The sequence below is a fragment of the Salmonella sp. 2020_1395 genome (assembly GCF_043848115.1).
Classification (GTDB): domain Bacteria; phylum Pseudomonadota; class Gammaproteobacteria; order Enterobacterales; family Enterobacteriaceae; genus Salmonella; species Salmonella enterica.
Genome location: NZ_JBCMFH010000007.1, coordinates 194,708 through 220,885, shown reverse-complemented (window position 1 = coordinate 220,885; position 26,178 = coordinate 194,708). Strand labels below are relative to the sequence as shown.

The 26,178-nt window shown below is 52.3% G+C and carries 26 protein-coding genes and 6 tRNA genes; 17 read left to right on the top strand and 15 right to left on the bottom strand.

What is annotated here, in order from left to right; translation table 11 throughout:
* Positions 1-33 precede the first annotated feature (33 nt).
* From ACH0WD_RS13680 to ACH0WD_RS13670, 3 genes are all read right to left on the bottom strand, one after another.
* Positions 34-2,223 (bottom strand): sensor domain-containing phosphodiesterase, encoded by a 2,190-nt coding sequence (locus ACH0WD_RS13680; RefSeq protein WP_001112948.1) that lies wholly within the window; start codon positions 2,221-2,223, stop codon positions 34-36.
* A gap of 190 nt (positions 2,224-2,413) precedes the next feature.
* Positions 2,414-2,489 (bottom strand) — tRNA-Ala (locus ACH0WD_RS13675).
* A gap of 42 nt (positions 2,490-2,531) precedes the next feature.
* Positions 2,532-2,607 (bottom strand) — tRNA-Ala (locus tag ACH0WD_RS13670).
* Positions 2,608-2,828: 221 nt separating this feature from the next.
* Between ACH0WD_RS13670 and ACH0WD_RS13665 the strand changes: the two genes are divergently transcribed.
* Both ACH0WD_RS13665 and ACH0WD_RS13660 read left to right on the top strand, forming a co-directional pair.
* The gene (locus tag ACH0WD_RS13665) at positions 2,829-3,191 is read left to right on the top strand and encodes a YfeC-like transcriptional regulator (RefSeq protein WP_000472034.1); all 363 of its coding nucleotides are present in this window, start codon (positions 2,829-2,831) and stop codon (positions 3,189-3,191) included.
* A 1-nt stretch (position 3,192) separates the two neighbouring features.
* Complete coding sequence (locus tag ACH0WD_RS13660) at positions 3,193-3,585, top strand: YfeC-like transcriptional regulator (protein ID WP_000826514.1); 393 nt, start codon at positions 3,193-3,195, stop codon at positions 3,583-3,585.
* 53 nt (positions 3,586-3,638) lie between these two features.
* Here the strand turns inward: ACH0WD_RS13660 and gltX are convergent, their stop codons facing one another.
* Positions 3,639-5,054 (bottom strand): glutamate--tRNA ligase, encoded by a 1,416-nt coding sequence (gene gltX, locus ACH0WD_RS13655; protein ID WP_000695623.1) that lies wholly within the window; start codon positions 5,052-5,054, stop codon positions 3,639-3,641.
* Between the two features lie 258 nt (positions 5,055-5,312).
* Between gltX and ACH0WD_RS13650 the strand changes: the two genes are divergently transcribed.
* The 4 genes from ACH0WD_RS13650 to ACH0WD_RS13635 all read left to right on the top strand — a co-directional run bounded on the left by ACH0WD_RS13650 (position 5,313) and on the right by ACH0WD_RS13635 (position 5,706).
* Positions 5,313-5,388 (top strand) — tRNA-Val (locus tag ACH0WD_RS13650).
* A gap of 45 nt (positions 5,389-5,433) precedes the next feature.
* A tRNA-Val gene (locus ACH0WD_RS13645) sits at positions 5,434-5,509 on the top strand.
* Between the two features lie 41 nt (positions 5,510-5,550).
* Positions 5,551-5,626: transfer RNA gene (locus tag ACH0WD_RS13640), tRNA-Val, on the top strand.
* A gap of 4 nt (positions 5,627-5,630) precedes the next feature.
* A tRNA-Lys gene (locus ACH0WD_RS13635) sits at positions 5,631-5,706 on the top strand.
* Between the two features lie 265 nt (positions 5,707-5,971).
* Here ACH0WD_RS13635 and ACH0WD_RS13630 read toward each other — a convergent pair.
* From ACH0WD_RS13630 to xapA, 4 genes are read right to left on the bottom strand one after another with little or no spacing between them, the layout of a single operon-like run.
* Positions 5,972-6,856 (bottom strand): LysR family transcriptional regulator, encoded by an 885-nt coding sequence (locus tag ACH0WD_RS13630; protein ID WP_000438888.1) that lies wholly within the window; start codon positions 6,854-6,856, stop codon positions 5,972-5,974.
* A 51-nt stretch (positions 6,857-6,907) separates the two neighbouring features.
* A complete protein-coding gene (locus ACH0WD_RS13625) occupies positions 6,908-7,066 on the bottom strand; it encodes a XapX domain-containing protein (RefSeq protein ID WP_000658727.1) in 159 nt (52 codons plus the stop codon).
* 58 nt (positions 7,067-7,124) lie between these two features.
* Positions 7,125-8,381: a nucleoside permease gene (locus tag ACH0WD_RS13620; protein WP_000513243.1), complete on the bottom strand. Its 1,257-nt coding sequence runs from the start codon at positions 8,379-8,381 to the stop codon at positions 7,125-7,127.
* A 54-nt stretch (positions 8,382-8,435) separates the two neighbouring features.
* On the bottom strand, positions 8,436-9,269 hold the full coding sequence (gene xapA / locus ACH0WD_RS13615; RefSeq protein WP_001119748.1) for a xanthosine phosphorylase: 834 nt from the start codon (positions 9,267-9,269) through the stop codon (positions 8,436-8,438).
* Between the two features lie 255 nt (positions 9,270-9,524).
* Between xapA and ACH0WD_RS13610 the strand changes: the two genes are divergently transcribed.
* Positions 9,525-10,286, top strand: a complete 762-nt coding sequence (locus tag ACH0WD_RS13610) for an outer membrane protein (protein WP_000722926.1) — start codon at positions 9,525-9,527, stop codon at positions 10,284-10,286.
* A gap of 61 nt (positions 10,287-10,347) precedes the next feature.
* Here ACH0WD_RS13610 and ACH0WD_RS13605 read toward each other — a convergent pair whose 3' ends face one another.
* A complete protein-coding gene (locus tag ACH0WD_RS13605; protein WP_001109831.1) occupies positions 10,348-11,274 on the bottom strand; it encodes a LysR family transcriptional regulator in 927 nt (308 codons plus the stop codon).
* 89 nt (positions 11,275-11,363) lie between these two features.
* Between ACH0WD_RS13605 and ACH0WD_RS13600 the strand changes: the two genes are divergently transcribed.
* Positions 11,364-12,362: a bile acid:sodium symporter family protein gene (locus ACH0WD_RS13600; protein WP_000765569.1), complete on the top strand. Its 999-nt coding sequence runs from the start codon at positions 11,364-11,366 to the stop codon at positions 12,360-12,362.
* Here ACH0WD_RS13600 and ACH0WD_RS13595 read toward each other — a convergent pair.
* From ACH0WD_RS13595 to zipA, 3 genes are all read right to left on the bottom strand, one after another.
* Positions 12,359-12,577, bottom strand: coding sequence for a DUF3820 family protein (locus ACH0WD_RS13595; RefSeq protein WP_001519708.1), 219 nt, complete (start codon positions 12,575-12,577; stop codon positions 12,359-12,361). The two genes, ACH0WD_RS13600 and ACH0WD_RS13595, sit on opposite strands and share 4 nt — an antisense overlap.
* Position 12,578: 1 nt before the next feature.
* On the bottom strand, positions 12,579-14,594 hold the full coding sequence (ligA, locus tag ACH0WD_RS13590) for an NAD-dependent DNA ligase LigA (RefSeq protein ID WP_000433280.1): 2,016 nt from the start codon (positions 14,592-14,594) through the stop codon (positions 12,579-12,581).
* Positions 14,595-14,665: 71 nt separating this feature from the next.
* The gene (zipA, locus tag ACH0WD_RS13585; RefSeq protein ID WP_000983134.1) at positions 14,666-15,652 is read right to left on the bottom strand and encodes a cell division protein ZipA; all 987 of its coding nucleotides are present in this window, start codon (positions 15,650-15,652) and stop codon (positions 14,666-14,668) included.
* 231 nt (positions 15,653-15,883) lie between these two features.
* On the opposite strand from zipA, the gene cysZ reads away from it, so the two are divergent.
* From cysZ to crr, 5 genes are all read left to right on the top strand, one after another.
* Complete coding sequence (cysZ, locus tag ACH0WD_RS13580; protein WP_000255008.1) at positions 15,884-16,645, top strand: sulfate transporter CysZ; 762 nt, start codon at positions 15,884-15,886, stop codon at positions 16,643-16,645.
* 163 nt (positions 16,646-16,808) lie between these two features.
* Positions 16,809-17,780, top strand: coding sequence for a cysteine synthase A (gene cysK, locus ACH0WD_RS13575; RefSeq protein ID WP_000036904.1), 972 nt, complete (start codon positions 16,809-16,811; stop codon positions 17,778-17,780).
* 383 nt (positions 17,781-18,163) lie between these two features.
* Complete coding sequence (gene ptsH, locus ACH0WD_RS13570; RefSeq protein WP_000487600.1) at positions 18,164-18,421, top strand: phosphocarrier protein Hpr; 258 nt, start codon at positions 18,164-18,166, stop codon at positions 18,419-18,421.
* Positions 18,422-18,469: 48 nt separating this feature from the next.
* The gene (gene ptsI / locus ACH0WD_RS13565) at positions 18,470-20,197 is read left to right on the top strand and encodes a phosphoenolpyruvate-protein phosphotransferase PtsI (protein WP_000623118.1); all 1,728 of its coding nucleotides are present in this window, start codon (positions 18,470-18,472) and stop codon (positions 20,195-20,197) included.
* 40 nt (positions 20,198-20,237) lie between these two features.
* Positions 20,238-20,747: a PTS glucose transporter subunit IIA gene (gene crr, locus ACH0WD_RS13560; RefSeq protein WP_000522253.1), complete on the top strand. Its 510-nt coding sequence runs from the start codon at positions 20,238-20,240 to the stop codon at positions 20,745-20,747.
* 149 nt (positions 20,748-20,896) lie between these two features.
* Here crr and ACH0WD_RS13555 read toward each other — a convergent pair whose 3' ends face one another.
* On the bottom strand, positions 20,897-21,136 hold the full coding sequence (locus tag ACH0WD_RS13555; RefSeq protein WP_000844547.1) for a hypothetical protein: 240 nt from the start codon (positions 21,134-21,136) through the stop codon (positions 20,897-20,899).
* On the bottom strand, positions 21,133-21,999 hold the full coding sequence (pdxK, locus tag ACH0WD_RS13550; RefSeq protein WP_000529623.1) for a pyridoxine/pyridoxal/pyridoxamine kinase: 867 nt from the start codon (positions 21,997-21,999) through the stop codon (positions 21,133-21,135). The genes ACH0WD_RS13555 and pdxK overlap by 4 nt, the downstream gene beginning before the upstream one ends.
* Before the next feature lie 82 nt (positions 22,000-22,081).
* Between pdxK and ptsJ the strand changes: the two genes are divergently transcribed.
* The 4 genes from ptsJ to ACH0WD_RS13530 are packed head-to-tail and all read left to right on the top strand — an operon-like array spanning position 22,082 to position 25,099.
* A complete protein-coding gene (gene ptsJ, locus ACH0WD_RS13545; protein ID WP_000565106.1) occupies positions 22,082-23,374 on the top strand; it encodes a transcriptional regulator PtsJ in 1,293 nt (430 codons plus the stop codon).
* A gap of 14 nt (positions 23,375-23,388) precedes the next feature.
* Positions 23,389-24,108 (top strand): GMP synthase, encoded by a 720-nt coding sequence (locus ACH0WD_RS13540; protein ID WP_001263741.1) that lies wholly within the window; start codon positions 23,389-23,391, stop codon positions 24,106-24,108.
* 58 nt (positions 24,109-24,166) lie between these two features.
* Entirely contained in the window at positions 24,167-24,547 is a 381-nt protein-coding gene (locus tag ACH0WD_RS13535) for a YfeK family protein (RefSeq protein WP_000710730.1), read from the top strand.
* 12 nt (positions 24,548-24,559) lie between these two features.
* Positions 24,560-25,099 (top strand): transglycosylase domain-containing protein, encoded by a 540-nt coding sequence (locus tag ACH0WD_RS13530; protein ID WP_006649383.1) that lies wholly within the window; start codon positions 24,560-24,562, stop codon positions 25,097-25,099.
* A 131-nt stretch (positions 25,100-25,230) separates the two neighbouring features.
* On the opposite strand, the gene cysM is transcribed toward ACH0WD_RS13530, so the two are convergent.
* Positions 25,231-26,142: a cysteine synthase CysM gene (cysM, locus tag ACH0WD_RS13525; RefSeq protein WP_001093874.1), complete on the bottom strand. Its 912-nt coding sequence runs from the start codon at positions 26,140-26,142 to the stop codon at positions 25,231-25,233.
* Between the last annotated feature and the right edge of the window lie 36 nt (positions 26,143-26,178).

The following is a 26,178-nucleotide window of genomic DNA, read 5'->3' as shown; positions in this document are numbered from 1 at the left end:
ACCGGGGAGCTATCCCCGGTTTTTTTATGCCGCTTATTTGCCTAACGGGCGCGGGCGGCCAATCAGATATCCCTGCAAACTATGTACGCCAAGCTGCAATAGCAGATCGCGCTGCGCAGGCGTTTCAACAAACTCAGCCACGACGCTCAACGATTTCGCTTTCGCTAAATCAGTGATGGATTTCACGATCATCGCATCCAGGGAGTCCGTCAGAATATCTTTTACGAAACAGCCGTCGATTTTAATGATGTCCGCCTTGAGGCGTTTTAGCCGTTCATAGTTTGCATAGCCGGTGCCGAAATCATCAATGGCGATTTTTAGGCCAAACTTACGCAACTGGTTGATATTGTGCATACTGATTTCGGAATGAGAGAAGGCCTGTTCTTCAGTAATTTCGATGATGACCGAAGCAGGCGGGACGCCATAGCGTTTAAAAAGCTGCATAATGCGCGACGCCGTCTCTTTTTGCAGCAGCGTCAGCGGCATCAAATTAACCGAAAAACGCGCCCCCTGCTCCGCCGAAGGATGTGCGGACAGCCATTGCAATAGCGCTTCCATCACCTGCATATCAAACCGTACGCTCAGGTTAAACTGGGCGATAAGCGGAATGAACTGATTGGGCATCATGATACCGTCGTCGCACCGAAGCCGCGTCAGAATCTCGTCATACCCTTTTCCCTGCGCGTCGCGAATGGGTTGCGCATACAAAACCAGCGCGCCGCGCTCCAGCGCCTGACGGATTTTCTGCAACCGCAGCACCCGTTCCGTCGTCTGCCCGGAAGCGGCTTCAATACTCTGGGTCAGCGCAAGCACCCGACGGTGCGAGCAGGATTGCTCCGCCAGCCAGCTTAATTGCCCCAACAGCGGTTGCAAGGTTTCCTGGCGACCATCGAATGTTCCCCACGATGCGCCGTATTCCATGTCCAGACCGGTATTGTTCCAGTAAATTTTGCGGTTATTAAGCACGTTGAGCATATATTGCAGGCGGGCTTCCGTCTCCGGTCCCGTCAATACCAGCAATAATTCACTGCCCGGCAGATGGAAAATTTTCTCCTTTTCCAGCAGCAGCGGCTGCAACACGCGAAACACCTCGCGTTCGCAATGCACGCGCATCTGCATACCGTAATGACGGCTCAGAAATTCCAGGTTTTCCATGCGTAGATAACACACGCTTTGCCCGGCATCCTGTAAAAGAAATTGTTCCAGCGCACGCAGGTTAGGCAGTTGCGTCAACGGATCGGTCAATGCCTGCGAGTGCCATTGTCGATTCAACCATTCGCTGCGTTGATTAATCCGCGCCATGTACAACAAACAAATACTAAAAGAAATGAGAACTGAAAGGATAAATGCCAGCGAATATTCTGAGCCCACGCCCTGCAGAAAATTGCGGTTATAGCTAAGCAGGAATAGCGCAGTGAGAGCCCAACTAAAATTCAACAGCGGATAGCTGATTTTCCCCACGCCGATGGTAAATCCAATAAACAGAACTGGCACCAGATAGCCAGCAATATACTTTGTCTCGAAAGGCGTACACAGCACCGCTAATAGCGTCGCCAGAGTGGCAAACCAGAGAAGCGTAAACAGGCGTTTTTCTTTGGCGAGATAAGGAGCGACATCCCTCCGCCAGAAAATACGCATATAGTGCGGGCTGACTATCATCCGCAGCGGATAATAGAAAAAGAGGGTAAAAATAAGCGCGGCAGAAATCAGACTCAATAAATCAACAATCGAGAAAATAGCGGTGCCGGTGCCAAAGAAGGTAGAGATTGTCACCGGGAAAGCCAGGTAGTGCCCCGCCAGATGCATACTGATTTTTATGCCAAACGGCGTCATTAACCCTAACCAGAAAACGCGTAGCCAGATGCCTTGGTTGGGTATTCCGTAGCGCCAGCGCGCGCCCAGCTGCCAGCGTACGATAGCGCAAACCAGCAACACGGGAAACGTCTGGCAAAATAGCAGCACCATCGCCTGTGGCAGAGGTAAATGAAAATTCCATTCATTAGTCAACATCATTCCGCCTACCATCGGCGCGACGCCACGGCGGCCAAATAAAAACAGCACGGAAAACATGACGCAGAGCGGTAGCCAGGCCAGAAAGATATAGCTGGAATCAATTGTGGCGCGGGGAGAAATGAGACGAGATAGCAGAATAGCCGGAACGGTCAGGCAGAAGGCCAGTAAGAATATTTTTATATTTTTTAATACGTTACACTTATCCGGCATTGCTTTAATGCTCACATCATTATATAAGGCGCATGAATAATAAGTATATTCGCATTATGAAGCAATCTAACAAAAGCTCATATTGACCGCAAAAGCAGCGGCAAACAAACGCACCTGAAGAGCAGATCAGAGGCCATAAATTTTGTGACAAAAAGCAAAAACCCCCGCTTTTCAGCGAGGGTTCGAATATTGGTGGAGCTAAGCGGGATCGAACCGCTGACCTCTTGCATGCCATGCAAGCGCTCTCCCAGCTGAGCTATAGCCCCATAGTGCTTTTACGTATACGCCAAATTTATCGGGAGTAAATTTGGTGGAGCTAAGCGGGATCGAACCGCTGACCTCTTGCATGCCATGCAAGCGCTCTCCCAGCTGAGCTATAGCCCCACTACGTAAAGCTTGTCGAGTTGACGGGCGGCATCATATGAATTCCCTAGGCATGTGTCAACGGCAAAATGAACTTGCCGAATTCAATCGCTGAAAAAGCATTCAAATAAAGGACATTGCGGCACAACTCGCATTCAGTAGTTAAACACGTCACGGTTTCGACTAAAATGGTGCTATAAAATGAACCACTAATTAACCCCACGACTATTCAGGGAATCGTTATGTTCAAGGAACGGATGACGCCAGAAGAACTCGCTAATCTCACCGGTTACAGCCGACAAACCATCAATAAATGGGTACGGAAAGAAGGCTGGGCAACATCGCCCAAACCTGGCGTCCAGGGCGGTAAAGCCCGTCTGGTTCATGTAAACGAACAGGTTCGTGAATATATCCGCAGCGCTGAACGTTCAGTTGACCATCACGCAGACACATTTACGCCTGCCAGCAACGCATCGCTTGAAGCGCTGCTTATGACGCTCGCCAAAGAGATGACCTCATCCGAGCAGAAACAGTTTACCTCTCTCCTCGTGCGTGAAGGGATTACCGGTTTGTTACAACGCTTAGGGATACGCGATAGCAAATAATATGAAAAGATTACGCAGTAAAATGACCACTGAAGAGCTGGCTGAATGCCTCGGCGTGGCCAGACAAACCGTCAATCGCTGGATCAGAGAACAACACTGGAAAACCGAAAAATTTCCCGGCGTCAAAGGCGGACGCGCAAGACTCATCCATATTGATGCCAGCGTGCGGGAGTTTATTCTCAATATTCCGGCTTTTCGCAAACTGCCTGCGTTTTATCAGGCGGAAGAGGCTTTCGCAGAATATGCGAACGCGGCGCACAGTCACGCTTATCGACAAATTATTGATGCCGTTGAAAATATGTCTGCTCAGGAACAGGAAAAACTGGCGCTGTTTTTATCACGGGAAGGTATTCGCGGATTTCTGACGCGTTTAGGTATCAATGAGGCGGACTAACAAATAATAAACGGCAGGCGTCTGCCCTGCCGTTTATTCTGTTTCAGCTGGCGTTACTGCTGACTTTCACGCTCGGCGATAAAGCCCAGCGCTTTGTTGATACGCTCAATGCTGCGGGTTTTACCAATCGCATGTACGGTGACATCCAGCGCAGGCGACTGCCCGGCACCGGTCACAGCCACACGCAGCGGCATCCCTACTTTACCCATCCCCACTTCCAGCTCATCCGCCGTGGCCTGAATCGCGTGGTGGACGTTTTCTGCTGACCAGTCCGTAATCGCCGACAGCTTGTCGCGCACCACTTCCAGCGGCTGACGCGCCACCGGGCGGAGGTGTTTTTTCGCCGCATCGGCGTCAAACTCGCTGAAGTCTTCATAGAAGTAGCGGCAGCTCTGCGCCATCTCTTTCAGAGTTTTGCAGCGCTCGCCCAGCAGTTTCACCAGTTCAGCAAGCTGCGGGCCGTTACGGGTGTCGATATTTTCCTGCTCGATATGCCACTGCAAATGCGTCGCCACATATTCCGGCGCCAGCGTATTGATATAGTGGTGGTTCAGCCACAGCAGTTTATCGGTGTTGAACGCGCTCGCAGACTTGCTCACCGCACCGAGGGAGAACAGCTTGATCATCTCTTCGCGGGTGAAGATTTCCTGATCGCCGCTGGACCAGCCCAGACGCACCAGATAGTTCAGCAACGCTTCCGGCAGATAACCGTCATCGCGATACTGCATCACGCTCACCGCACCGTGACGTTTAGACAGCTTTTTACCGTCGTCGCCGTTAATCATCGACACATGCGCGTACATCGGCACCGGCGCGTTTAACGCTTTCAGAATGTTAATCTGGCGCGGAGTATTGTTGATATGGTCTTCGCCACGAATCACATGGGTAATTTCCATATCCCAGTCGTCCACCACCACACAGAAGTTGTAGGTCGGCGAACCATCGGTACGACGAATGATCAGATCGTCCAGCTCCTGATTGCTGAATTCGATCGGGCCACGGATCTGATCATCAAAAATAACGGAACCGTCCTGCGGGTTGGCAAAGCGCACCACGCATGGCTCATCGTCGGCATGATGTTCGTGGCTGTGACGGCAACGCCCGTCATAACGCGGCTTCTCGCCTTTCGCCATCTGATCTTCACGCAGTTGCTCCAGACGCTCTTTAGAGCAGTAGCATTTATAGGCTGTTCCCGCCTCCAGCATCTCGTCAATCACCGCGTTATAGCGATCAAAACGTTTGGTCTGGAAATATGGGCCTTCGTCCCATTCCAGGTTCAGCCAGTTCATACCATCCATGATGGCTTCAATGGCTTCCGGCGTGGAACGCTCAAGATCGGTGTCTTCAATACGCAGCACGAATTCACCGCCGTGGTGACGTGCGAAAAGCCAGGAATAAAGAGCAGTACGCGCGCCGCCGACGTGCAGATAACCTGTCGGGCTAGGCGCGAAGCGAGTTTTGATTTTCATGAAATGGCCTTACGTTTATAAAGATGCCGACAACCGGCAAATCCTGGAAAGATGAATAGCCTTGTATTCTATCACTGTGGCTTGATTCCTCAATGTTGATCCGGTCAGAACGCTGCGCTTTGCTATTTCCGTATAGAAATCATGCAGTGCGGGGTAATTCACGATCGTTTTGTTTAATTTTACGACGAACAAACAAAAACTTTAGAAAATGCGTTGACTCATTTTCAACTCTCCCTATAATGCGACTCCACACAGCGGGGGTGATTAGCTCAGCTGGGAGAGCACCTCCCTTACAAGGAGGGGGTCGGCGGTTCGATCCCGTCATCACCCACCAACTACTTTATGTAGTCTCCGCCGTGTAGATAAGAAATTGAGAAGTGGGTGATTAGCTCAGCTGGGAGAGCACCTCCCTTACAAGGAGGGGGTCGGCGGTTCGATCCCGTCATCACCCACCACTTTCTCGCCAGCTAAATTTCTTATTGTGAAGTACCGAAGTGGGTGATTAGCTCAGCTGGGAGAGCACCTCCCTTACAAGGAGGGGGTCGGCGGTTCGATCCCGTCATCACCCACCACTTCGGGTCGTTAGCTCAGTTGGTAGAGCAGTTGACTTTTAATCAATTGGTCGCAGGTTCGAATCCTGCACGACCCACCAATGTAAAAAAGCGCCCTAAAGGCGCTTTTTTGCTATCTGCGATATGGAAGATTCGAACCTGCAGCAGGTTCGGGTCTTGCCTGATGCGCTGCGCTTATCAGGCCTACAGACGACACCACACGCGTAGACCGGATAAGACGTTAGTCGCCATCCGGCACAGACGACACCGCACGCGTAGGCCGGATAAGACGTTAATCGCCATCCGGCACAGACGACACCGCACGCGTAGGCCGGATAAGACGTTAGTCGCCATCCGGCACAGACATCATACCGTCAACGCCGCCACCAGTTTCTCCAGTGCTGGCGTTGCCTGCTGCTGGTCATACACAATATACAAATCCGCCGGAATACGTTCCTCTAACGGACGGAACACCACACCCGGCCAGCTCATTTGCGCATAGCCATCAGCCATCAACGTAATCCCGATCCCCATACTGATCATCGCCAACACCGTTTGCGGCTCAACCACTTCCCGAATAATCATTGGCGAGAAACCCGCCTGTTGGCATACACGTTGTAAAAATCCCCAATCAGAATGTACGGAAGGCAACGTAACAAAATATTCATTGCGCAACGCCGCCAGCGGCACAGAATCTCTGGATGCCAGATCGTGATCTTCCGGAACTGCAACCATGAATGCAGATTCATGCAAACGTATGCTGGTAAAACCGACTGCCGGTTCGATAGCCATACGCCAGATCCCTGCATCAAGTTCCCGACGCTCTAACAACGCCATTTGCATACCTGGAGACTTTTCGCGAAAAAGTACTTCAACATTGGGATTTACTTTCAAAAAGTGACGCATCGCAGGACGCATTCTTCCCCACAGCGCCGTACCAACCACACCCAGTTCAATGCGCCCCGCTTCACCGCGACCAATCTGCTCCACTCGCGCCAGCGCCTGATTTGCATTGGCTAACAAGCGACGTGACTCCTCCATTAAAACTTTCCCGGCATGGGTTAATGCAACGCTGCGGGAATGACGAATAAACAGCAATGTACCCAGTTGCTGTTCAAGTTCTTTGATATGGATACTCAAGGGAGGTTGTGACATATTTAACCGGGCAGCAGCCCGGCCAAAATGCAATTCTTCTGCAACAGCGAGGAAATAACGTAATAGCTTTAGATCAATACGATGGGCTCGTTCCATCACTATCGCACTCCAGCAATAAAGGATAACGTCTGGAATTTACCATATTACTTAGTAAAAAATAGATTTAACGACAAGATACCCAATATACATAAATACAATAGATAAAACCCCGGGTAAAACATTTGGTGCAGGAATAGGTATTCGGCATAAAGTAAAAAATGCGCCAATACCAAATCCAATACCGGAGGAGAGAATAATTTCTTTCATGCTGTGTCCTTGTTCATAAAAATGGACTGGCGAACATCCTCTCGCCAGTCAAATAAAATTAATGTGCTAATGATTTGGTCGACAGTTTTTCTGGATGGTGCTGATATTTAAAGAACAATGCAAAAATAACGGCCAATGCCAGAGCGTAGGCGGCAAAAACCAGCCAAATGGTTTGCCAATCTTTTACACCATCAATAGAAAAATAATCCACGGCCATACCGCTTAAAAGAGACCCAATCCACGCCCCCACGCCGTTAACCATGGTCATAAATAGCCCCTGCGCGCTGGCGCGAATACTTGAGTCCACCTCCTGCTCTACAAATACTGACCCTGAGATGTTGAAGAAATCAAATGCGCAGCCATAAACAATCATCGACAGCAGCAGTAGCACAAAGCCAAACGGGGATGGATCGCCAAAGGCAAAGAAGCCGAAACGCAGCGTCCACGCCAGCATGCTCATCAGCATTACTGTTTTAATACCAAAGCGTTTAAGGAAAAACGGAATGGTGAGGATAAAGCCCACTTCCGCCATCTGCGAAACTGAAAGCAAGATAGAGGGATACTTCACCACAAAGCTGTCGGCAAACTCAGGATTACGGGCAAAATCATGCAGGAATGGATTACCGAAGACATTGGTAATTTGCAGCACCGCCCCCAACATCATCGCAAACAAAAAGAAGATTGCCATGCGTGGATTTTTAAACAGAACAAAAGCATCCAGTCCGAGCTTACTGACAAGCGTGGTGTTCGCCTTCTTCTCGGCTACCGGAATTTTCGGTAACGTCAGCGCATACAGGGCCAGCAATAACGATGCGCCAGAAGCGATGTATAATTGCGCACTGCTCAGTTCCAGCCCCATCAGGCTCACCGTCCACATCGCAACAATAAAGCCTATTGTGCCGAAAACGCGCACAGGCGGAAATGACGTTACCGGATCCTGACCTGCTTTCGCCAGACAGGAGTACGAAACGCTATTGGATAATGCAATCGTTGGCATATACGCCATCGCATTAACCAACATCACCCAAAACATCGTCTGGGGATCGGTAACGGTGGTGGCGTATAATAACGCCCCCGCGCAAACCAGATGGCAAAGCATATAGGCTCGCTCAGCGCGCAGCCATTTATCAGCAATGATCCCCATAATGCCCGGCATGATAATCGCTGCCAGTCCTTTTGAGCTGTAGACCATACCGACATTCGCGCCGGTAAAATCCAGAGTGTTGATCATGTAAGAGCCCAGGGTAACCAGCCAGCTCCCCCAGATAAAATATTGCAAGAACGACATGACTTTTAAGCGGGACGTAATACCCATTTTTTATTCCTTGCCGTGAGATAAAGCCCCAATACGGGGCCGTAGTCATTGTGTTTAGGCCAGCTTACGTAAAAAGCCGCAAATCAGATTGATAAAGTTCTGCCGGGAAAGTTCAGCCGCCGCCAGCGTTTGCGCATGGGAGAGTTTTACATCGCCTAACCCTTCCGCCAGATTGGTGATCGCTGAGACGGCAACAACTTTGAGGCCACAATGACGTGCGCTAATCACCTCAGGGACAACGGACATTCCGACCACATCGCCGCCAATAATCTGCATCATGCGGATTTCTGCCGCCGTTTCGAAGTTCGGACCCGGATAAGAAACAAATACGCCTTCAGTGAGGGGGAATCCCTCCTCTGCCGCAACGGACTGAAGCATGGCGCGATAATCTGCGTCATAAGCATTAGCCAGCGAGAAGAAGCGATCGCCATAACGATCATCGTTTGGCCCCACCATCGGCGTACCGGGCATCGTATTAATGTGATCGCTAAGCGCAACCAGGCTACCCGGCCCCACTTCCGGACGCAGAGATCCTGCCGCATTGGTGCAGAACAACACTTCACAGCCCAGTAATTTCAACGTGCGAATGGCATCGGTCATCACCGCCATTCCACGCCCTTCATAAAAATGTCCGCGGCCTTTCATACAGGCCACCGGAACACCCGCCAGATGGCCGAGCACCAGTTCACCAGCATGGCCGTGTACGGTGCTGACGGGAAATCCCGGCAATTTCTCGTAAGAAATGGCTACCGCATCTTCGATTTGATCCGCCAGAGCACCCAACCCGGAGCCTAAAATAAACGCGACTCGCGGGGTAAATGCCGGTTTATGTGCATGAATAATATCAATACAATACTCAGGATTATGAGAAAAAAGAGCGTGAGGCATAAGTTTCCTTGTTCTATCGGATTTAATTTGACTCCTTTTTATAACGACCATCGCCCCTTGCTGACCAATACACTTTTCACGTGTCATCAATAGCCATTTAATATCGATAGATTTAGATCGCTTCTGTATTAATACAGAGGGAAAACAGTATTGGTTTTTGCTTGCACTTCATATTAACAATATGCCGCTTTCATATTTATAAATTGCCTCTTTTTAATTAACCCATTAATAATTATCGGCATAGGGAAATATGCTATGAAAAAAATTCTTACTCTGACGCTTTCTTCTTTACTCATTATTCCCGCACTCACCCATGCGGAATTTAAAGGCGGGTTCGCCGATATCGGCCTCCATTACCTCGACTGGACATCAGACACCACGGAAAAAACCAGTAAAAAATCCCATAAAGATGATTTTGGATACCTGGAACTGGAAGGCGGAGCGAATTTTAGCTGGGGAGAAATGTACGGGTTCTTCGACTGGGAAAATTTTTACAATGGCCGCCACGCTAAACCAGGCAGCGAACAGCGTTACACCTTTAAAAATACCAACCGTATTTATCTGGGCGATACAGGATTAAACCTCTATCTCCATGCCTACGGGACGTACGGTTCACCTCATCGCGCTAATTTCCATGATGACATGTTTCTCTATGGTTTAGGCTATAACTTCACAGGTAACGGTTACTGGTTTAAACCCTTCTTTGCCAAACGTTATACCGATCAGACCTACTACACAGGCGATAATGGTTATGTATTAGGTTGGGTGGCCGGCTATAGCTTCTCGTTGGGTAGTGAGAAATTCAGCGTAACGAACTGGAATGAGTATGAGTTTGACCGCGATGCGTCCTACGCTGCGGGCAATGGCGGGAAAGATGGCATTAATGGCGCAGTAGCGCTGTGGTGGAATGCGACTCCTCACCTGACCGCAGGAGTACAATATCGTTACGCTGATAATAAGTTAGGAGAATCCTTCCTGCAGGATGGCATTATTTATTCCATCAAATACCTGTTTTAACACACTGCCCTGTCAAAAATGGCAGGGCAAGACCGCACCTCACACACGGACAGATAGATATTTATAGCTGATACAGCGGATCTTTCGCCCTCGCGGCGGTTAATTCGCTGGCCTGAGTACGCACCACGTCCCACAACGCCTGCGCCGCCGTGGAGAGCGATCGGTTTTTTCGCCGCGCCAGCATGAGCTGCCTTTCAACTACGGGCGTCAGCCGTTTAACCTGTAAGTGGCTGCCCTGCGGGAGCGGTAACGCCAGCGCGGGCAGCACGCTGATGCCGATTCCCGCTTCCACCATTGGAAACAGCGTGGCCGGGTGACCAATCTCCTGCACGATATCCGCCTCAATAGCAAAATGGGCCAGCGCCGCATCAATCAGCGGTCGACTGCCGGAAGCATAATCCTGTAAGACCAGCGAGGCCTGTTTAAGATCCTGCCAGCTTACCCATTCCTGATGCGCCAGCGGATGATCCTGGCGACACAACAGTAAAAAAGGCTCTGATAAGATGGCTTCACACTGTAAATCCACCGCTGCGCCGGGATCGATAACGATGCCAAAATCCACTTCACCCTGGCGGATGCTCTCCAGCACCCACTGCTGCGGACGATCGTGCAATACAAAATCAATAGCGGGATAAAGTGAATTACTTTGGGCAATGCATTGCGGAATAAGATGCGCAGAAATGGTTTGGCTCGCGGCAACGCGCACGGTGCCGGTTAATTGTGTCCCTACTCTGCCTGCATCGCGCAGTATGCTGTTCAGTTCATCAAGCACCCGCTCCAGACGCGTCGCCAGTTGTTGCCCCGCCTCGGTCAGCACCACCTCACGCGTAGTGCGATCCAGCAGTCTGACGCCGGTTTGCCGCTCCAGCTCTTTTACGCTATGACTGACCGCAGACTGGCTCAGTCCAATCCTGTCCCCTGCCCGACTAAAACTTTTGGCCTGGGCGACGGTAATAAAAATCCGCAGTTGACGCAGTGAATAGTTCATCGACTAGATTCATATATAGATGCAATAAATCAATTTTATTTCTCAAAGCGAAAAACGCAAAATAGCTGCACCGACTTTCAGGAGTTTTTATGAAACTTTTTCGTATCCTTGACCCTTTCACGCTGACACTTATCACCGTGGTACTACTGGCCTCTTTTTTCCCGGCGGAAGGCGGCTTTGTGCCTGTCGTTGAAGGCATTACGACAGCGGCCATCGCTCTGCTGTTTTTTATGCATGGCGCGAAGCTTTCACGTGAAGCGATCATCGCTGGCGGCAGCCACTGGCGGTTGCATCTGTGGGTCATGTGCAGCACTTTTGTGCTCTTTCCTGTCCTCGGCGTACTGTTTGCCTGGTGGGCGCCTGTCAATGTCGACCCTATGCTCTACAGCGGCTTTCTGTATCTGTGCATTTTGCCCGCCACCGTGCAGTCGGCGATTGCATTTACTTCACTCGCGGGCGGTAACGTCGCGGCCGCGGTGTGCTCAGCGTCTGCGTCCAGTCTGCTGGGCATTTTCCTGTCGCCGCTGCTGGTCGGTCTGGTAATGAATATTCATGGCGCGCAGGGCAGTCTGGAAGAGGTGGGCAAAATTATGCTGCAACTGCTGCTGCCTTTTGTGCTGGGACACCTGTCTCGCCCGTGGATCGGCAACTGGGTCGCGCGCAACAAAAAGTGGATCGCGAAAACAGATCAGACCTCTATTTTGCTGGTGGTCTACTCGGCGTTCAGCGAAGCGGTGGTCAACGGCATCTGGCACAAAGTCGGCTGGGGATCGCTGCTGTTTATCGTCGTGGTCAGCCTCATACTGTTGGCGATCGTCATCGCCATTAACGTCTTTGTCGCCCGTAAATGCGGCTTCAATAAAGCCGACGAAATCACTATTGTTTTCTGCGGTTCGAAAAAAAGCCTGGCCAATGGGATCCCGATGGCCAATATTCTGTTTCCGACGTCAGTGCTGGGTATGATGGTATTACCGCTGATGATCTTCCACCAGATCCAACTGATGGTCTGCGCAGGGCTGGCGCGGCGCTACAAACGCCAGACCGAGAAGTTACAGGCGCAGCAGGAAAGCCGCGCCGCGAAAGCTTAAAGCGGGCGTTTCAGGGGCTGCACCAGTTGCGTCAGCCCCTCGGTTTTAATCAGCAGCGTGATTTGCATCAACTCCCCCAGTTTACCCGCCGGAAATTGATCTTTACGGGCAAACCACAGCAAATACTCTTCCGGAAGGTCGATCAATCGACGTCCCTGATATTTGCCGAACGGCATCACGGTGTTGGCGATTTCAACCAGCTGCTCTTTTTCCATCTCAGGCATCCAGTAAGCGGATCATTTCCGCTTCATCAATCACGGTAATACCCAGTTCCTGCGCTTTGGCAAGTTTGGAACCCGCGGCTTCACCGGCAATCACCAGATCGGTTTTCTTCGATACGCTGCCTGCCACTTTCGCGCCAAGCGCCACTAAACGCGCTTTAGCGTCATCGCGGGACATCTGGCTCAGGCTACCGGTTAGTACCACGGTTTTACCGGCAAACGGGCTATCGATCTCTTGCACATTAATGACTACCGGCGCGGGCCAGTGAACCCCTTCCGCCAGTAGCTGCCCAATCACGTCACGATTACTCTCTTCGGCAAAAAAGTTAAAGACGTGCGTAGCGACCACAATCCCCACGTCAGGTACTTTCTGCAACTCGTCAATGGTGGCGGCCTGTAGCGCCTCCAGCGTGCCGAAATAAGCCGCCAGCCCCGCCGCCGTCGCTTCACCCACTTCACGGATGCCCAGCGCATAGAGAAAACGCGCAAAGGTCGTCGCTTTGGCTTTTTCCAGCGCGTTAACAACATTTTGCGCGGACTTTGGCCCCATTCGGTCCAGGCCGGTCAGTTTACCCGCCGTCAGACGGAACAGATCCGCTGGCGTATGGACATACTCCCTTTCCACCAGTTGGTCGATGATCTTATCGCCCATCCCGTCTACATCCATCGCCCGGCGCGACACAAAATGTTTCAGCGACTCTTTACGCTGCGCGCCGCAAATCAGCCCGCCGGTACAACGGGTAACGGCTTCGCCTTCAACGCGCTCTACGTCCGATCCGCACACCGGACAGTGCGTTGGAAACACAATCGGACGCGTCTCTTCAGGGCGTTCGGACAGAACCACGTTGACCACCTGAGGGATCACATCTCCTGCCCGACGGATAACCACCTTATCGCCAATGCGCAAGCCAAGCCGCTCAATTTCATCGGCATTATGCAACGTGGCATTGCTGACCAGCACACCAGCCACCTGAACCGGTTCCAGACGCGCCACCGGCGTAATCGCCCCGGTGCGCCCGACCTGAAACTCAACGTCGCGCACAAAAGTCATCTGCTCCTGAGCAGGAAATTTAAACGCCACCGCCCAGCGCGGCGCGCGGGCCACAAAGCCCAGCTGTTCCTGCAAAGCCAGCGAGTTGACCTTAATCACCACGCCGTCGATATCAAAACCGAGCGTGGGGCGATCTTTTTCGACGTTGCGATAAAAATCCAGTACCGCCTGGGGAGAATCGCACAGCGTCACGCGATCGCTGACCGGTAACCCCCACGCTTTAAATTGCAGCAAACGTCCCAGATGCGTATCCGGCAACTCGCCGCCTTCCAGAATACCGACGCCGTAGCAGAAAAATGTTAGTGGTCGCTTCGCCGTAATACGCGGATCGAGCTGACGCAGCGAGCCCGCCGCCGCGTTACGCGGGTTAGCAAACACTTTGCCGCCAGTACGGCGCGCGTCTTCATTGATCTTTTCGAACCCGGCCTGCGGTAAAAATACCTCTCCGCGAACTTCAAGACGCGCCGGAATGTTATCGCCGTGCAGCTTTAAAGGAATGGCGCGAATCGTGCGCACGTTTGAAGTGATATCTTCACCGGTGGTGCCGTCGCCACGCGTCGCAGCGCTCACCAGCACGCCGTTTTCATACAGAATGCTGACCGCCAGGCCATCCAGTTTTAGCTCGCAGCACCAGATGACATTTTCCGTGCTTTTTAGACGATCCTGCACTCGCTTGTTAAACGCCAGGAAGCTTTCTTCATCAAATACGTTATCGAGCGACAGCATCGGTACTTCATGGCGAATCTGGTTGAATGCCGTCAGCGGCGCCGCGCCAACGCGCTGCGTGGGCGAATCCGGCGTGATAAGGTCCGGACGTTGCGCCTCCAGCTCTCGCAGTTCCCGCATCAGGCGGTCATATTCGGCGTCGGGAATCTCTGGCGCATCCATCACATGATACAGATATTCATGATGGCGAAGCGTGGTTCGCAGTTCTGTCAGTTGTTGTTCGATTGGTTCCATATCACACCATCAATGATAAAAAACCCCCGACAGGCGGGGGTTACGTTAAAAATGTCACACCTGCGTTAACCTCAGGCGTTAGCGTCCATCACCTCGCGGATGCGGTCCTGATATTCGCGCAGTTTCTGCGGCGTCATCATCCGACGCTGGTCATCCAGCACGACGCCACCGACCTCATCAGCGATATGCTGCGCGGATTGCAGCATCAGCTTGAAATTCTGCAGCGCATCGCCGTAAGACGGTACCTGCATAAAGATAGTGACGCCAGGCGTAGTGAAGTCCGTCATTTCAGGATCGAACGTTCCCGGATTGACCATATTCGCGAGACTGAACAAGGCCGGGCCGCTGCCGTCCGGGCTCAAATGACGATGGAAAATATTCATATCGCCAAATTTAAAGCCTGACTGCTGAATACTGTTCAGTAACACTTCACCATTAAGCTCGCTGCCATGATGGGCCGCGACGTTCATAATGATGACCGCCTCTTTACGCTGCGGTTTTTCCACAACCGGCGCTTCTTCCACTACCGGTTCCGCCTCAACCACAGGTTCCGCAGGCTGGAAGGTTTGCGCTGATGGCGGCGGCGCGGGCTGCGCAACAGGCTGCGGCGCTTGCGACGGCGGTGCAGACTGCTGTTGCGGCGGCTGTACCGGCGGCGCAGATGGCTGAACCTGCTGAGGCTGAGACGCAGGTTGGACCGGTTGCTGAACCGGCTGTTGCATCGGCGCTTGCGGCTGCGGCGGCGCCGCTGGACGCGGTTGCGCAGACGCATAAGGCGGCTGGTACTGGTGTTGCGGCGACTGACGAGGGGCATCATGCTCCTGCGACTGGCCGGGGGCATGATTTACGCGGTGAACACGAACTTCACCCACGCCTTCGTCTTCTTCGACATCGTCGTCATACGAGTCGTCGTCGCGTTTCGATTTCATGCGTTTTAGTGGACGATCGCGGAACATAGAAGATCGTTCTTTACGGCTGGTCCAGAAACCATGTACCAGTAAAGCGATTATGGCGATCGCGCCAACAATGATTAATATCAGACGCAAATCCTGCATCATTATATTCTCTGTTGTTCTAACACCTTGCCACCACGGCAAACATTTACTCACTAAGAGTATTTGCCGATTACGTCAAGTGCAAGTGTACTGTTGGCTTTCGCAGCATAAAGATGAAGGAAAATGTGCTTTTTGCTGTTTTTTCGAACATTTCCGAACTATCCACCGTCTGATAACCGGGTAAGATATCCCACGTTTACCCAGGGCTTTAAGAAAAAGGAGTATGTCCTGAATATGGTTTCATCATCCACAACCGTACCACGTAGCGGCGTCTATTATTTCTCGCAAGGATGGAAGTTAGTCACCCTACCGGGAATCCGCCGCTTTGTTATTTTACCTTTGCTGGTCAACATTGTGCTGATGGGCGGCGCATTTTGGTGGCTGTTTACCCAGCTTGACGCCTGGATACCTTCGTTGATGAGTCATGTGCCGGACTGGCTGCAATGGCTGAGCTATCTGCTGTGGCCGATTGCGGTTATCTCTGTTCTGCTGGTCTTTGGCTATTTTTTCTCTACCCTCGCCAACTGGATCGCCGCGCCGTTTAACGGCCTTTTAGCCGAACAGCTTGAGGCGCGGTTAACCGGCGCAACGCCGCCAGATACCGGCATACTCGGCATCATGAAAGATGTACCGCGCATTATGAAACGTGAATGGCAAAAGCTGGCGTGGTATCTGCCGCGCGCTATCGTGCTGCTGGTTCTCTATTTTATTCCTGGCATTGGCCAAACCATCGCGCCGGTGCTGTGGTTTTTGTTCAGCGCCTGGATGCTGGCGATCCAGTATTGCGACTACCCGTTTGATAACCACAAAGTGCCGTTTAAAACGATGCGCGCCGCGTTGCGCACGCAGAAGGTGGCGAATATGCAATTTGGCGCGCTCACCAGCCTCTTTACGATGATTCCGGTGCTTAACCTGTTCATTATGCCTGTCGCCGTCTGTGGCGCGACGGCAATGTGGGTTGATTGCTGGCGTGCTAAGCACGCGTTATGGAAATAACGTAAAAATGTATAAATAAGAGATGGCTTATGCTGTCTCTTATTCCATACTGATAACCATTATTTCCCATCAGCATATAGATATGCGAAATCCTTACTTCCCCATATCTGGCTGGAAGGTATGCTGGGAAGGTATCCCAATTTCATACAGTTAAGGACAGGCCATGAGTAAGATTTATGAAGATAACTCGCTGACTATCGGTCATACGCCGCTGGTTCGACTGAACCGTATCGGTAATGGACGCATTCTGGCGAAGGTGGAGTCGCGCAACCCGAGCTTCAGCGTCAAGTGCCGTATCGGCGCCAATATGATTTGGGATGCCGAAAAGCGTGGCGTACTGAAACCTGGCGTGGAACTGGTCGAGCCGACCAGCGGCAACACCGGTATTGCGCTGGCGTATGTCGCCGCCGCGCGCGGTTACAAACTCACCCTGACCATGCCGGAAACCATGAGCATTGAACGCCGCAAGCTACTCAAAGCATTAGGCGCGAATCTGGTGCTGACCGAAGGGGCGAAAGGGATGAAAGGCGCTATTCAGAAAGCCGAAGAAATTGTCGCCAGCGATCCGCAAAAATATCTCCTGCTCCAGCAGTTCAGCAACCCTGCCAACCCGGAAATCCATGAAAAAACCACCGGCCCGGAAATCTGGGAAGACACCGATGGTCAGGTGGATGTGTTTATCTCCGGCGTCGGCACTGGCGGTACGTTAACCGGCGTCACGCGTTATATCAAAGGGACGAAGGGTAAAACCGATCTTATCACCGTTGCGGTAGAACCCACTGACTCCCCGGTTATCGCCCAGGCGCTGGCTGGTGAAGAGATCAAACCGGGCCCGCATAAAATTCAGGGCATCGGCGCAGGCTTCATCCCAGGCAACCTGGATCTGAAACTGATTGATAAAGTGGTTGGCATCACCAATGAAGAAGCCATTTCTACCGCGCGCCGTCTGATGGAAGAGGAAGGTATTCTGGCGGGAATTTCTTCCGGCGCCGCAGTTGCTGCAGCGCTTAAGCTGCAGGAAGATGAAAGCTTTACCAATAAGAATATTGTGGTTATCCTACCCTCATCAGGTGAGCGTTATCTGAGCACCGCGTTGTTCGCCGATCTCTTTACTGAGAAAGAACTGCAACAGTGATGCCAGCATGTTAAAAACGCGTAAAAAAGCACCTTTTTGGGTGCTTTTTTGTGGCCTGCTTCAAACTTTCACCTCACCTGGCATTGATTCACCCTGCCGGAACTGGTATTTAACCAGACTAATTATTTTGATGCGCGAAATTAATCGTTACAGGAAAAGCGTTAGCTGAATCGATTTTATGATTTGGTTCAAATCTTCCTTTCGCGGCATAATGTTTAATGACGAGCGAAACGTCAGCGGCCATAAGTTGCCAGCAACGGATTGCGTAGAACACCTTTTGTGTCGCGTCCCGTTTACGCCGGCGCTAACAATACAGGCTAAAGTTGAGCCGCCAGGCTAGACTTTAGTTCCACAACACTAAACCTATAAGTTGGGGAAATACAATGTTCCAGCAAGAAGTTACCATTACCGCTCCGAACGGTCTGCACACCCGCCCTGCTGCTCAGTTTGTTAAAGAAGCAAAAGGCTTCACTTCTGAGATTACTGTGACTTCCAACGGCAAAAGCGCCAGCGCGAAAAGCCTGTTTAAACTGCAGACTCTGGGCCTGACTCAAGGCACCGTCGTCACCATCTCCGCAGAAGGTGAAGATGAGCAGAAAGCGGTTGAACATCTGGTCAAACTGATGGCGGAACTCGAGTAAGTTTTTTTCCGGGTTCTTTTAAAAATCAGTCACAAGTAAGGTAGGGTTATGATTTCAGGCATTTTAGCATCCCCGGGTATCGCTTTCGGCAAAGCACTGCTGCTGAAAGAAGACGAAATCGTCATTGACCGGAAAAAAATTTCTGCCGACAAGGTTGATCAGGAAGTTGAACGTTTTCTGAGCGGTCGTGCCAAGGCATCTGCGCAACTGGAAGCGATCAAGACAAAAGCTGGTGAAACGTTCGGTGAAGAAAAAGAAGCCATCTTTGAAGGGCATATTATGCTGCTCGAAGATGAGGAGCTGGAGCAGGAAATCATAGCCCTGATTAAAGATAAGCACATGACGGCTGACGCAGCCGCACATGAAGTTATCGAAGGTCAGGCCACTGCCCTGGAAGAACTGGATGACGAATACCTGAAAGAGCGTGCGGCTGACGTACGTGATATCGGTAAGCGCCTGCTGCGCAACATCCTGGGTCTGGCCATTATCGATCTGAGCGCGATTCAGGAAGAAGTTATCCTGGTTGCCGCTGACCTGACGCCGTCAGAAACCGCACAGCTGAACCTGCAGAAAGTGCTGGGCTTCATCACCGACGCGGGCGGACGTACGTCTCATACCTCCATCATGGCGCGTTCTCTGGAACTGCCGGCGATCGTAGGTACCGGTAGCGTCACCTCTCAGGTGAAAAACGGCGACTATCTGATTCTGGATGCCGTAAACAACCAGGTTTACGTCAACCCGACCAACGATGTTATTGAGCAACTGCGCGCCGTCCAGGAGCAGGTTGCGACCGAGAAAGCGGAACTCGCAAAACTGAAAGATCTGCCGGCAATCACGCTGGATGGACATCAGGTTGAAGTTTGCGCCAACATCGGTACCGTTCGCGACGTTGAAGGCGCTGAGCGTAACGGCGCGGAAGGCGTTGGTCTGTATCGTACTGAATTCCTGTTCATGGATCGCGACGCGCTGCCGACGGAAGAAGAGCAGTTTGCCGCCTATAAAGCGGTCGCTGAAGCGTGCGGCTCGCAGGCGGTTATCGTCCGTACCATGGACATTGGCGGCGACAAAGAGCTGCCGTACATGAACTTCCCGAAAGAAGAGAACCCGTTCCTGGGCTGGCGCGCCGTGCGTATCGCCATGGATCGCAAAGAGATCCTGCGTGACCAGGTTCGCGCGATTCTGCGTGCCTCCGCTTTCGGTAAATTGCGCATTATGTTCCCGATGATCATCTCTGTTGAAGAAGTTCGCGCGCTGCGCAAAGAGATTGAAATCTACAAACAGGAACTGCGTGACGAAGGTAAAGCATTTGACGAAAGCATTGAGATTGGCGTGATGGTGGAAACACCGGCTGCGGCGACAATTGCGCGTCATTTAGCCAAAGAAGTTGATTTCTTTAGTATCGGCACCAATGATTTAACGCAGTACACCCTGGCAGTTGACCGTGGTAATGATATGATTTCACACCTTTACCAGCCAATGTCACCGTCCGTACTGAACTTGATCAAGCAAGTTATTGATGCTTCTCATGCAGAAGGTAAATGGACTGGCATGTGTGGTGAGCTTGCAGGCGACGAACGTGCTACACTTCTGTTGCTGGGGATGGGTCTGGACGAATTCTCTATGAGCGCCATTTCTATCCCGCGCATTAAGAAGATTATCCGTAACACGAACTTCGAAGATGCGAAGGTGTTAGCAGAGCAGGCTCTTGCTCAACCGACAACGGACGAGTTAATGACGCTGGTTAACAAGTTCATTGAAGAAAAAACAATCTGCTAATCCACGAGATGCGGCCCAATTTACTGCTTAGGAGAAGATCATGGGTTTGTTCGATAAACTAAAATCTCTGGTTTCTGATGATAAGAAAGACACCGGAACTATTGAGATTGTTGCCCCGCTCTCTGGCGAGATCGTCAACATCGAAGACGTGCCGGATGTAGTTTTTGCTGAAAAAATCGTTGGTGATGGCATCGCTATCAAACCAACCGGTAACAAAATGGTCGCCCCTGTTGACGGTACCATCGGCAAAATCTTTGAAACCAACCATGCGTTCTCTATCGAATCCGATAGCGGCATTGAGCTGTTCGTTCACTTCGGTATCGACACCGTTGAGCTGAAAGGCGAAGGCTTCAAGCGTATTGCTGAAGAAGGTCAGCGCGTGAAAGTTGGCGATCCGGTCATCGAGTTCGATCTGCCGTTGCTGGAAGAAAAAGCCAAGTCTACCCTGACTCCGGTTGTTATCTCCAACATGGATGAAATCAAAGAACTGATCAAACTGTCCGGTAGCGTGACCGTGGGTGAAACTCCGGTTATCCGCATTAAGAAGTAATTCTTGCCGCAGTGAAGAATGGCGCCTTTGGGCGCCATTTTTTTTGCCTGTACTTGCGCCGCCATCCGGCGATGGTGCAGCGCACTGCCTGATGGCGCTACGCTTATCAGGCCTACAAGGTTGCGAACATTTCAGCGCCAATCCACGGGTTACAACTGCGAGGTCACCGGGCGAAAGCACTTCTCGCGCATCAGGATCTTCATCCCATCCGGGCCACTCTCCAGCATCCTGCGTTCGGAATCGGACACTTGCAACTCGCACTGATAGCCGCCAGTGATGCCAAACATCGCTCGCGCCACGCAGATATCTTCCAGCGCGTCCAGCCCGCTCGTTTCAAAATACCCCACGATACGCCCCTGCTGGCGAACCACCAGCCGATAACTCTTCATCGCGCCTCCCCTGCCGGCGGCAGAATTAACTCATCACAGCCACACTGCTGTGTCCAGGTCATCACCTCCAGCACGCGCTGCGCCGCATCTTTTGCCGCGGTCGTCAGTTTTTTTCCCTGCACAATACCGCTGACCAGCTCGGCGCAGAAGAGATCTCCCGTCCCTTTTAACTCCGTCGCCACCCGCGGATGAGCAAAGACCTCCACGACCTGCGCGGTAACGACGGCAACCGTTATGGTCTCCAGAGATTCACCCGGCGCGCTGGTGATAACCACCCATTTCAGCGTATCGGAAAGCAGCGATTGCGCCGCCGCCACCGCCTCTTCCAGCGTGCGACACGGTTTACCACTCAGCATCTCCAGCTCAAATACGTTCGGCGTTAGCCCCTGCGCCTGCGGCAGTAAATATGTGCGATAAGCCTGCGGAATTTCCGCCTGCACATACATTCCACTGTCGGTATCGCCAATGACCGGATCGACAAGAATACACACCTCCGGATGCGAAGCCCGGATCGCCATTAGCCACTTCGAAAGCAAGACAATTTGGTCTGCGCTGCCCATGTAACCGGTGGTAATCGCTTTTAATTCACGTAGCGCATCGCGCTCATTCAACGCCGTAAGGTAGCCTGCAAACCACTCGGCGGGAATAATGCCGCCATAAAAGGTTTTATAGTGCGGCGTATTGCTGAACAGCACCGTCGGGACCGCCGTCACGCGTAATCCCTGCGCTTTAATGGCCGGAACAGCGATACTGTTGCCTACGCTGCCGTACACGACCTGTGACTGGACGGCGACGATATCGGTCTGTAACGCCCGATGGTTGTCGTCGAAGAGCACTGACTGAATATCACTCTCTTGTCCCATAAAATTTTCCTCTCGCTGGACAGCAGGCTACCGCCTCATTATCATTGTCATATGCTAAAATTCATTTTGTCATAGGTCAATAATGATCGACGGAAAAACCGCTAACGAAATTTTTGACAGTATCCGTCAACACATTATCGCCGGCACGTTACGGGCGGAGGATTCGCTCCCGCCGGTACGGGAGCTGGCAAGCGAATTAAAGGTGAACCGCAATACCGTCGCAGCGGCGTATAAACGGCTGATAACGGCGGGACTGGCGCAAAGTTTAGGCCGCAATGGGACGGTGATTAAAGGCAGTCCGTCTCCCGTAGCGCTGGAAGGCGGCGATCCGCATACGCCTCTGCACGACCTTTCCGGCGGCAATCCCGATCCGCAGCGTCTGCCTGACCTTAGCCGTTATTTTGCCCGTCTCAGCCGCACGCCGCATCTCTACGGCGATGCGCCCATTTCCCCTGAACTACACGCCTGGGCGGCGCGCTGGCTACGGGATGCCACCCCCGTCGCAGGCGAAATTGATATCACCAGCGGAGCTATCGACGCTATCGAAAGACTGCTTTGCGCGCATCTGCTGCCGGGCGACAGCGTCGCGGTGGAAGATCCCTGTTTTTTAAGCAGTATCAATATGCTGCGCTATGCCGGTTTTAGCGCCAGCCCGGTCAGTGTGGATAGCGAAGGAATGCAGCCTGAAAAGCTGGAACAGGCGCTAAACCAGGGCGCGCGGGCAGTGATCTTAACGCCGCGCGCACACAACCCTACCGGCTGTAGCCTGAGCGCTCGCCGTGCCGCTGCGCTGCAAAATATACTGGCGCGTTACCCTCAGGTAGTGGTCATTATCGACGATCACTTCGCCCTGCTTTCTTCGTCGCCCTGGCAGCCGGTTATTGCGCAGACAACGCAACACTGGGCGGTGATACGCTCCGTTTCCAAAGCCCTCGGCCCCGATTTACGTCTTGCTATTGTCGCCAGCGACAGCGCGACCTCGGCAAAACTTCGGCTGCGACTAAATGCCGGTAGTCAGTGGGTCAGCCATCTGTTACAGGATCTGGTCTACGCCTGCCTGACCGACCCTGAGTATCAGCACAGGCTGACGCAAACGCGGCTGTTTTACGCCGCCCGGCAACAAAAACTGGCCCGCGCCCTACAGCAATATGGCATCGCCATTTCTCCCGGCGACGGCGTGAATGCCTGGCTCCCACTGGACACCCATAGCCAGGCTACCGCGTTTACGCTGGCAAAATCCGGCTGGCTGGTACGTGAAGGAGAAGCCTTTGGCGTAAGCGCGCCGTCTCACGGTCTACGTATCACGCTGTCGACATTAAATGACGGCGAGATCAACACGCTGGCGGCTGATATCCATCAGGCGCTAAATCGCTAACAGGAGAAAATAACGTGCGAGTTCATTTTGTTGTCCATGAGTCGTTTGAATCCGCTGGCGCTTATCTGAAATGGGCTGAAGATCGCGGTTATGCCATTTCATGGTCGCGCGTCTATGCCGGAGAAGCGCTACCGCCCAATGCCGATGAGTTCGATATGCTTGTGGTATTTGGCGGTCCGCAGTCGCCGCGCACCACCCGCGAAGAGTGCCCGTACTTTGACTCTCGCGCCGAACAGCACTTAATTAATCAGGCGATTACGGCCCGGCGAATGGTTATCGGCATTTGTCTTGGTTCGCAGCTCATTGGCGAGGCGCTGGGCGCCGCTGTGTGCCAAAGTCCGGAAAAAGAGATTGGTCACTACCCTATTACGCTCACTGAAGCCGGTCTGCGGCATCCGCTTATCACCCACTTTGGCTCCCCGTTAACCGTCGGCCACTGGCACAACGATATGCCAGGACTCACCGATCAGGCGACCGTGCTGGCCGAAAGCGAAGGCTGTCCACGTCAGATAGTGCAGTACGGCAATTTTGTCTACGGCTTCCAGTGTCATATGGAATTTACCGTCGAGGCGGTTGAAGGATTAATCCAACATTCGCAGCAGGAGCTGGCCGACGCGCAAGGGAAGCGTTTTATCCGCTCGGTTGCCGAGATGCGCGCATGGGATTACCAGCAGATGAATGAAAAGCTGTGGCGTTTTCTGGATGAACTCACGCTGGCGCACTCACAGAAATAACCACACCAGGAGTGCAACTTATTACCCGGCTAACGGTCTGAGGTGCAGTGATTATCGCATGAAAAAGGATTTTACCATGAAGAAAATTGTCTGCGCCGTCGTTGCGCTCCTGCTGACCCTACCCGCCTGGGCCAAACTCAACGCCCATGAAGAAGCGCGCATTAACGCCATGCTGAATGCGCTGGCGCAGAAAAAGGATCTGACATTCGTTCGTAACGGTGATGCGCATAACTGCGAGGAAGCCGTATCGCACCTGCGCTTAAAACTGGGCAACACGCGCAATCGTATCGACACCGCCGAACAGTTTATCGATAAAGTCGCGTCGTCGTCGTCCATCACCGGAAAGCCCTATATCGTTAAAATTCCCGGTAAAAGCGATGAAAACGCGCAGCCTTATTTACATGCGCTTATTGCGGAAACGGATAAGAATGTTGAGTAAGAAAAAATCATAATGCCAGGCGTGTTACTGTGGTTTTTTAAAGGCGTTATCGCGCTTCTGTTAGCGTTTGTTGTAGGGTTAATCGTTTACTATTATCTGGAAATTCGTCCCATAGCCCAGACCGCATTACAGAGCGCCTCTTTCTGGTTGTCCGAATCGCCGCAGACGCGTTTTTTGCGCCGCGCTGCGGCCAAAATACATCCCAAATCTTATACTGCCAGTTTGCTCTATACCCAAGCTGGCGTGGATGGGCATTTCAGGACCGCGATCTGGGTGTTCTGGTTGGACAGCCTGTACCGCGACGACGAGCTGTATGCCATGATGCTGGCGCAAGCGTATTATGGCCGGGATTCGCAGGGTAACGCGGTTTACGGTACGAAAAATGCGGCGTTAACGTTATTTCACGTACCAGTGACAGAGATGGCCTGCCAGCAACAAGTACAACTGATTTATATGTTTAAAGCGCCGTCACTTTACCGGCCTGGTTCAGCCAGGCTGGTAGAAAGCAGCAAGCATTACATGACGCTTTGCCAGGAACAAATACAACAATAAAAACAACAGACGAGCTTTTATTATAAAAGACGGCGGTGATGCGCTGGCGCACATAGAAAATCGGCAGGATATTCCCGCTTGTCAAAGGCGGCCGTTGCCTGTGCATATCCCAACCAGCTAAACCTGTTAGCTTAAATCCCTGCCCCCTGGCTGAAATGCTCTTCACCAAACACGCCGGTAGACAAGTAACGGTCGCCGCGATCGCAGATGATCGCCACCACTATCGCGCCGGGCGTGGCTCGTGCGACGCGTAACGCGCCCGCTACCGCGCCGCCGGAACTCACGCCGCAGAAAATCCCTTCACGAACGGCCAGTTCACGCATGGTGTTTTCGGCATCATTCTGATGAATATCCAGCACCTCATCTACCAGCGAGGCGTTAAAAATGCCCGGCATATATTCCGCAGGCCAGCGGCGAATGCCCGGAATACTGCTGCCCTCTTCCGGTTGCAGGCCAACGATAGTGACCGGCTTTTCCTGCTCGCGCAGAAAACGCGACACGCCGGTAATGGTACCGGTCGTCCCCATACTGGAGACAAAATGGGTGATGCGACCTGACGTTTGCCGCCAGATTTCCGGGCCGGTGGTCGTGTAGTGGGCGTAGGGATTATCAGGATTATTAAACTGATCGAGCAGTTTGCCCTCGCCTCGTTCAGACATAGCGAGCGCTAAATCGCGCGCCCCTTCCATTCCCTGCTCTTTAGTGACCAGAATCAGTTCCGCGCCATAGGCCCGCATTGCCGCCCGACGCTCCTGGCTCATGTTGTCCGGCATCAACAGCTTCATGCGATAACCTTTCAACGCGGCGATCATCGCCAGCGCAATGCCAGTGTTGCCGCTGGTCGCTTCAATCAGGACATCGCCCGGTTTAATTTCCCCGCGCTTTTCCGCCTCGACAATCATCGATAGCGCCGCGCGATCTTTCACCGATCCTGCCGGATTATTGCCTTCCAGCTTAACCCAGATTTCACTGCCGTTATCCGGCGCCAGACGTTGTAATTTGACCAGCGGCGTATTACCGATGGTTTGTTCTAATGTATTCACGTTTTCAGCTCGTAAAAAAGCCCGGTATGCGTAGCG

Excerpts from the sequence above, each read along its gene's own strand:
- ACH0WD_RS13680 (WP_001112948.1), bottom strand. The coding sequence starts at position 2,223 with ATGCCGGATAAGTGTAACGTATTAAAAAATATAAAAATATTCTTACTG.
- ACH0WD_RS13665 (WP_000472034.1), top strand. The coding sequence starts at position 2,829 with ATGTTCAAGGAACGGATGACGCCAGAAGAACTCGCTAATCTCACCGGT.
- ACH0WD_RS13660 (WP_000826514.1), top strand. The coding sequence starts at position 3,193 with ATGAAAAGATTACGCAGTAAAATGACCACTGAAGAGCTGGCTGAATGC.
- gltX (WP_000695623.1), bottom strand. The coding sequence starts at position 5,054 with ATGAAAATCAAAACTCGCTTCGCGCCTAGCCCGACAGGTTATCTGCAC.
- ACH0WD_RS13630 (WP_000438888.1), bottom strand. The coding sequence starts at position 6,856 with ATGGAACGAGCCCATCGTATTGATCTAAAGCTATTACGTTATTTCCTC.
- ACH0WD_RS13625 (WP_000658727.1), bottom strand. The coding sequence starts at position 7,066 with ATGAAAGAAATTATTCTCTCCTCCGGTATTGGATTTGGTATTGGCGCA.
- ACH0WD_RS13620 (WP_000513243.1), bottom strand. The coding sequence starts at position 8,381 with ATGGGTATTACGTCCCGCTTAAAAGTCATGTCGTTCTTGCAATATTTT.
- xapA (WP_001119748.1), bottom strand. The coding sequence starts at position 9,269 with ATGCCTCACGCTCTTTTTTCTCATAATCCTGAGTATTGTATTGATATT.
- ACH0WD_RS13610 (WP_000722926.1), top strand. The coding sequence starts at position 9,525 with ATGAAAAAAATTCTTACTCTGACGCTTTCTTCTTTACTCATTATTCCC.
- ACH0WD_RS13605 (WP_001109831.1), bottom strand. The coding sequence starts at position 11,274 with ATGAACTATTCACTGCGTCAACTGCGGATTTTTATTACCGTCGCCCAG.
- ACH0WD_RS13600 (WP_000765569.1), top strand. The coding sequence starts at position 11,364 with ATGAAACTTTTTCGTATCCTTGACCCTTTCACGCTGACACTTATCACC.
- ACH0WD_RS13595 (WP_001519708.1), bottom strand. The coding sequence starts at position 12,577 with ATGGAAAAAGAGCAGCTGGTTGAAATCGCCAACACCGTGATGCCGTTC.
- ligA (WP_000433280.1), bottom strand. The coding sequence starts at position 14,594 with ATGGAACCAATCGAACAACAACTGACAGAACTGCGAACCACGCTTCGC.
- zipA (WP_000983134.1), bottom strand. The coding sequence starts at position 15,652 with ATGATGCAGGATTTGCGTCTGATATTAATCATTGTTGGCGCGATCGCC.
- cysZ (WP_000255008.1), top strand. The coding sequence starts at position 15,884 with ATGGTTTCATCATCCACAACCGTACCACGTAGCGGCGTCTATTATTTC.
- cysK (WP_000036904.1), top strand. The coding sequence starts at position 16,809 with ATGAGTAAGATTTATGAAGATAACTCGCTGACTATCGGTCATACGCCG.
- ptsH (WP_000487600.1), top strand. The coding sequence starts at position 18,164 with ATGTTCCAGCAAGAAGTTACCATTACCGCTCCGAACGGTCTGCACACC.
- ptsI (WP_000623118.1), top strand. The coding sequence starts at position 18,470 with ATGATTTCAGGCATTTTAGCATCCCCGGGTATCGCTTTCGGCAAAGCA.
- crr (WP_000522253.1), top strand. The coding sequence starts at position 20,238 with ATGGGTTTGTTCGATAAACTAAAATCTCTGGTTTCTGATGATAAGAAA.
- ACH0WD_RS13555 (WP_000844547.1), bottom strand. The coding sequence starts at position 21,136 with ATGAAGAGTTATCGGCTGGTGGTTCGCCAGCAGGGGCGTATCGTGGGG.
- pdxK (WP_000529623.1), bottom strand. The coding sequence starts at position 21,999 with ATGGGACAAGAGAGTGATATTCAGTCAGTGCTCTTCGACGACAACCAT.
- ptsJ (WP_000565106.1), top strand. The coding sequence starts at position 22,082 with ATGATCGACGGAAAAACCGCTAACGAAATTTTTGACAGTATCCGTCAA.
- ACH0WD_RS13535 (WP_000710730.1), top strand. The coding sequence starts at position 24,167 with ATGAAAAAGGATTTTACCATGAAGAAAATTGTCTGCGCCGTCGTTGCG.
- ACH0WD_RS13530 (WP_006649383.1), top strand. The coding sequence starts at position 24,560 with ATGCCAGGCGTGTTACTGTGGTTTTTTAAAGGCGTTATCGCGCTTCTG.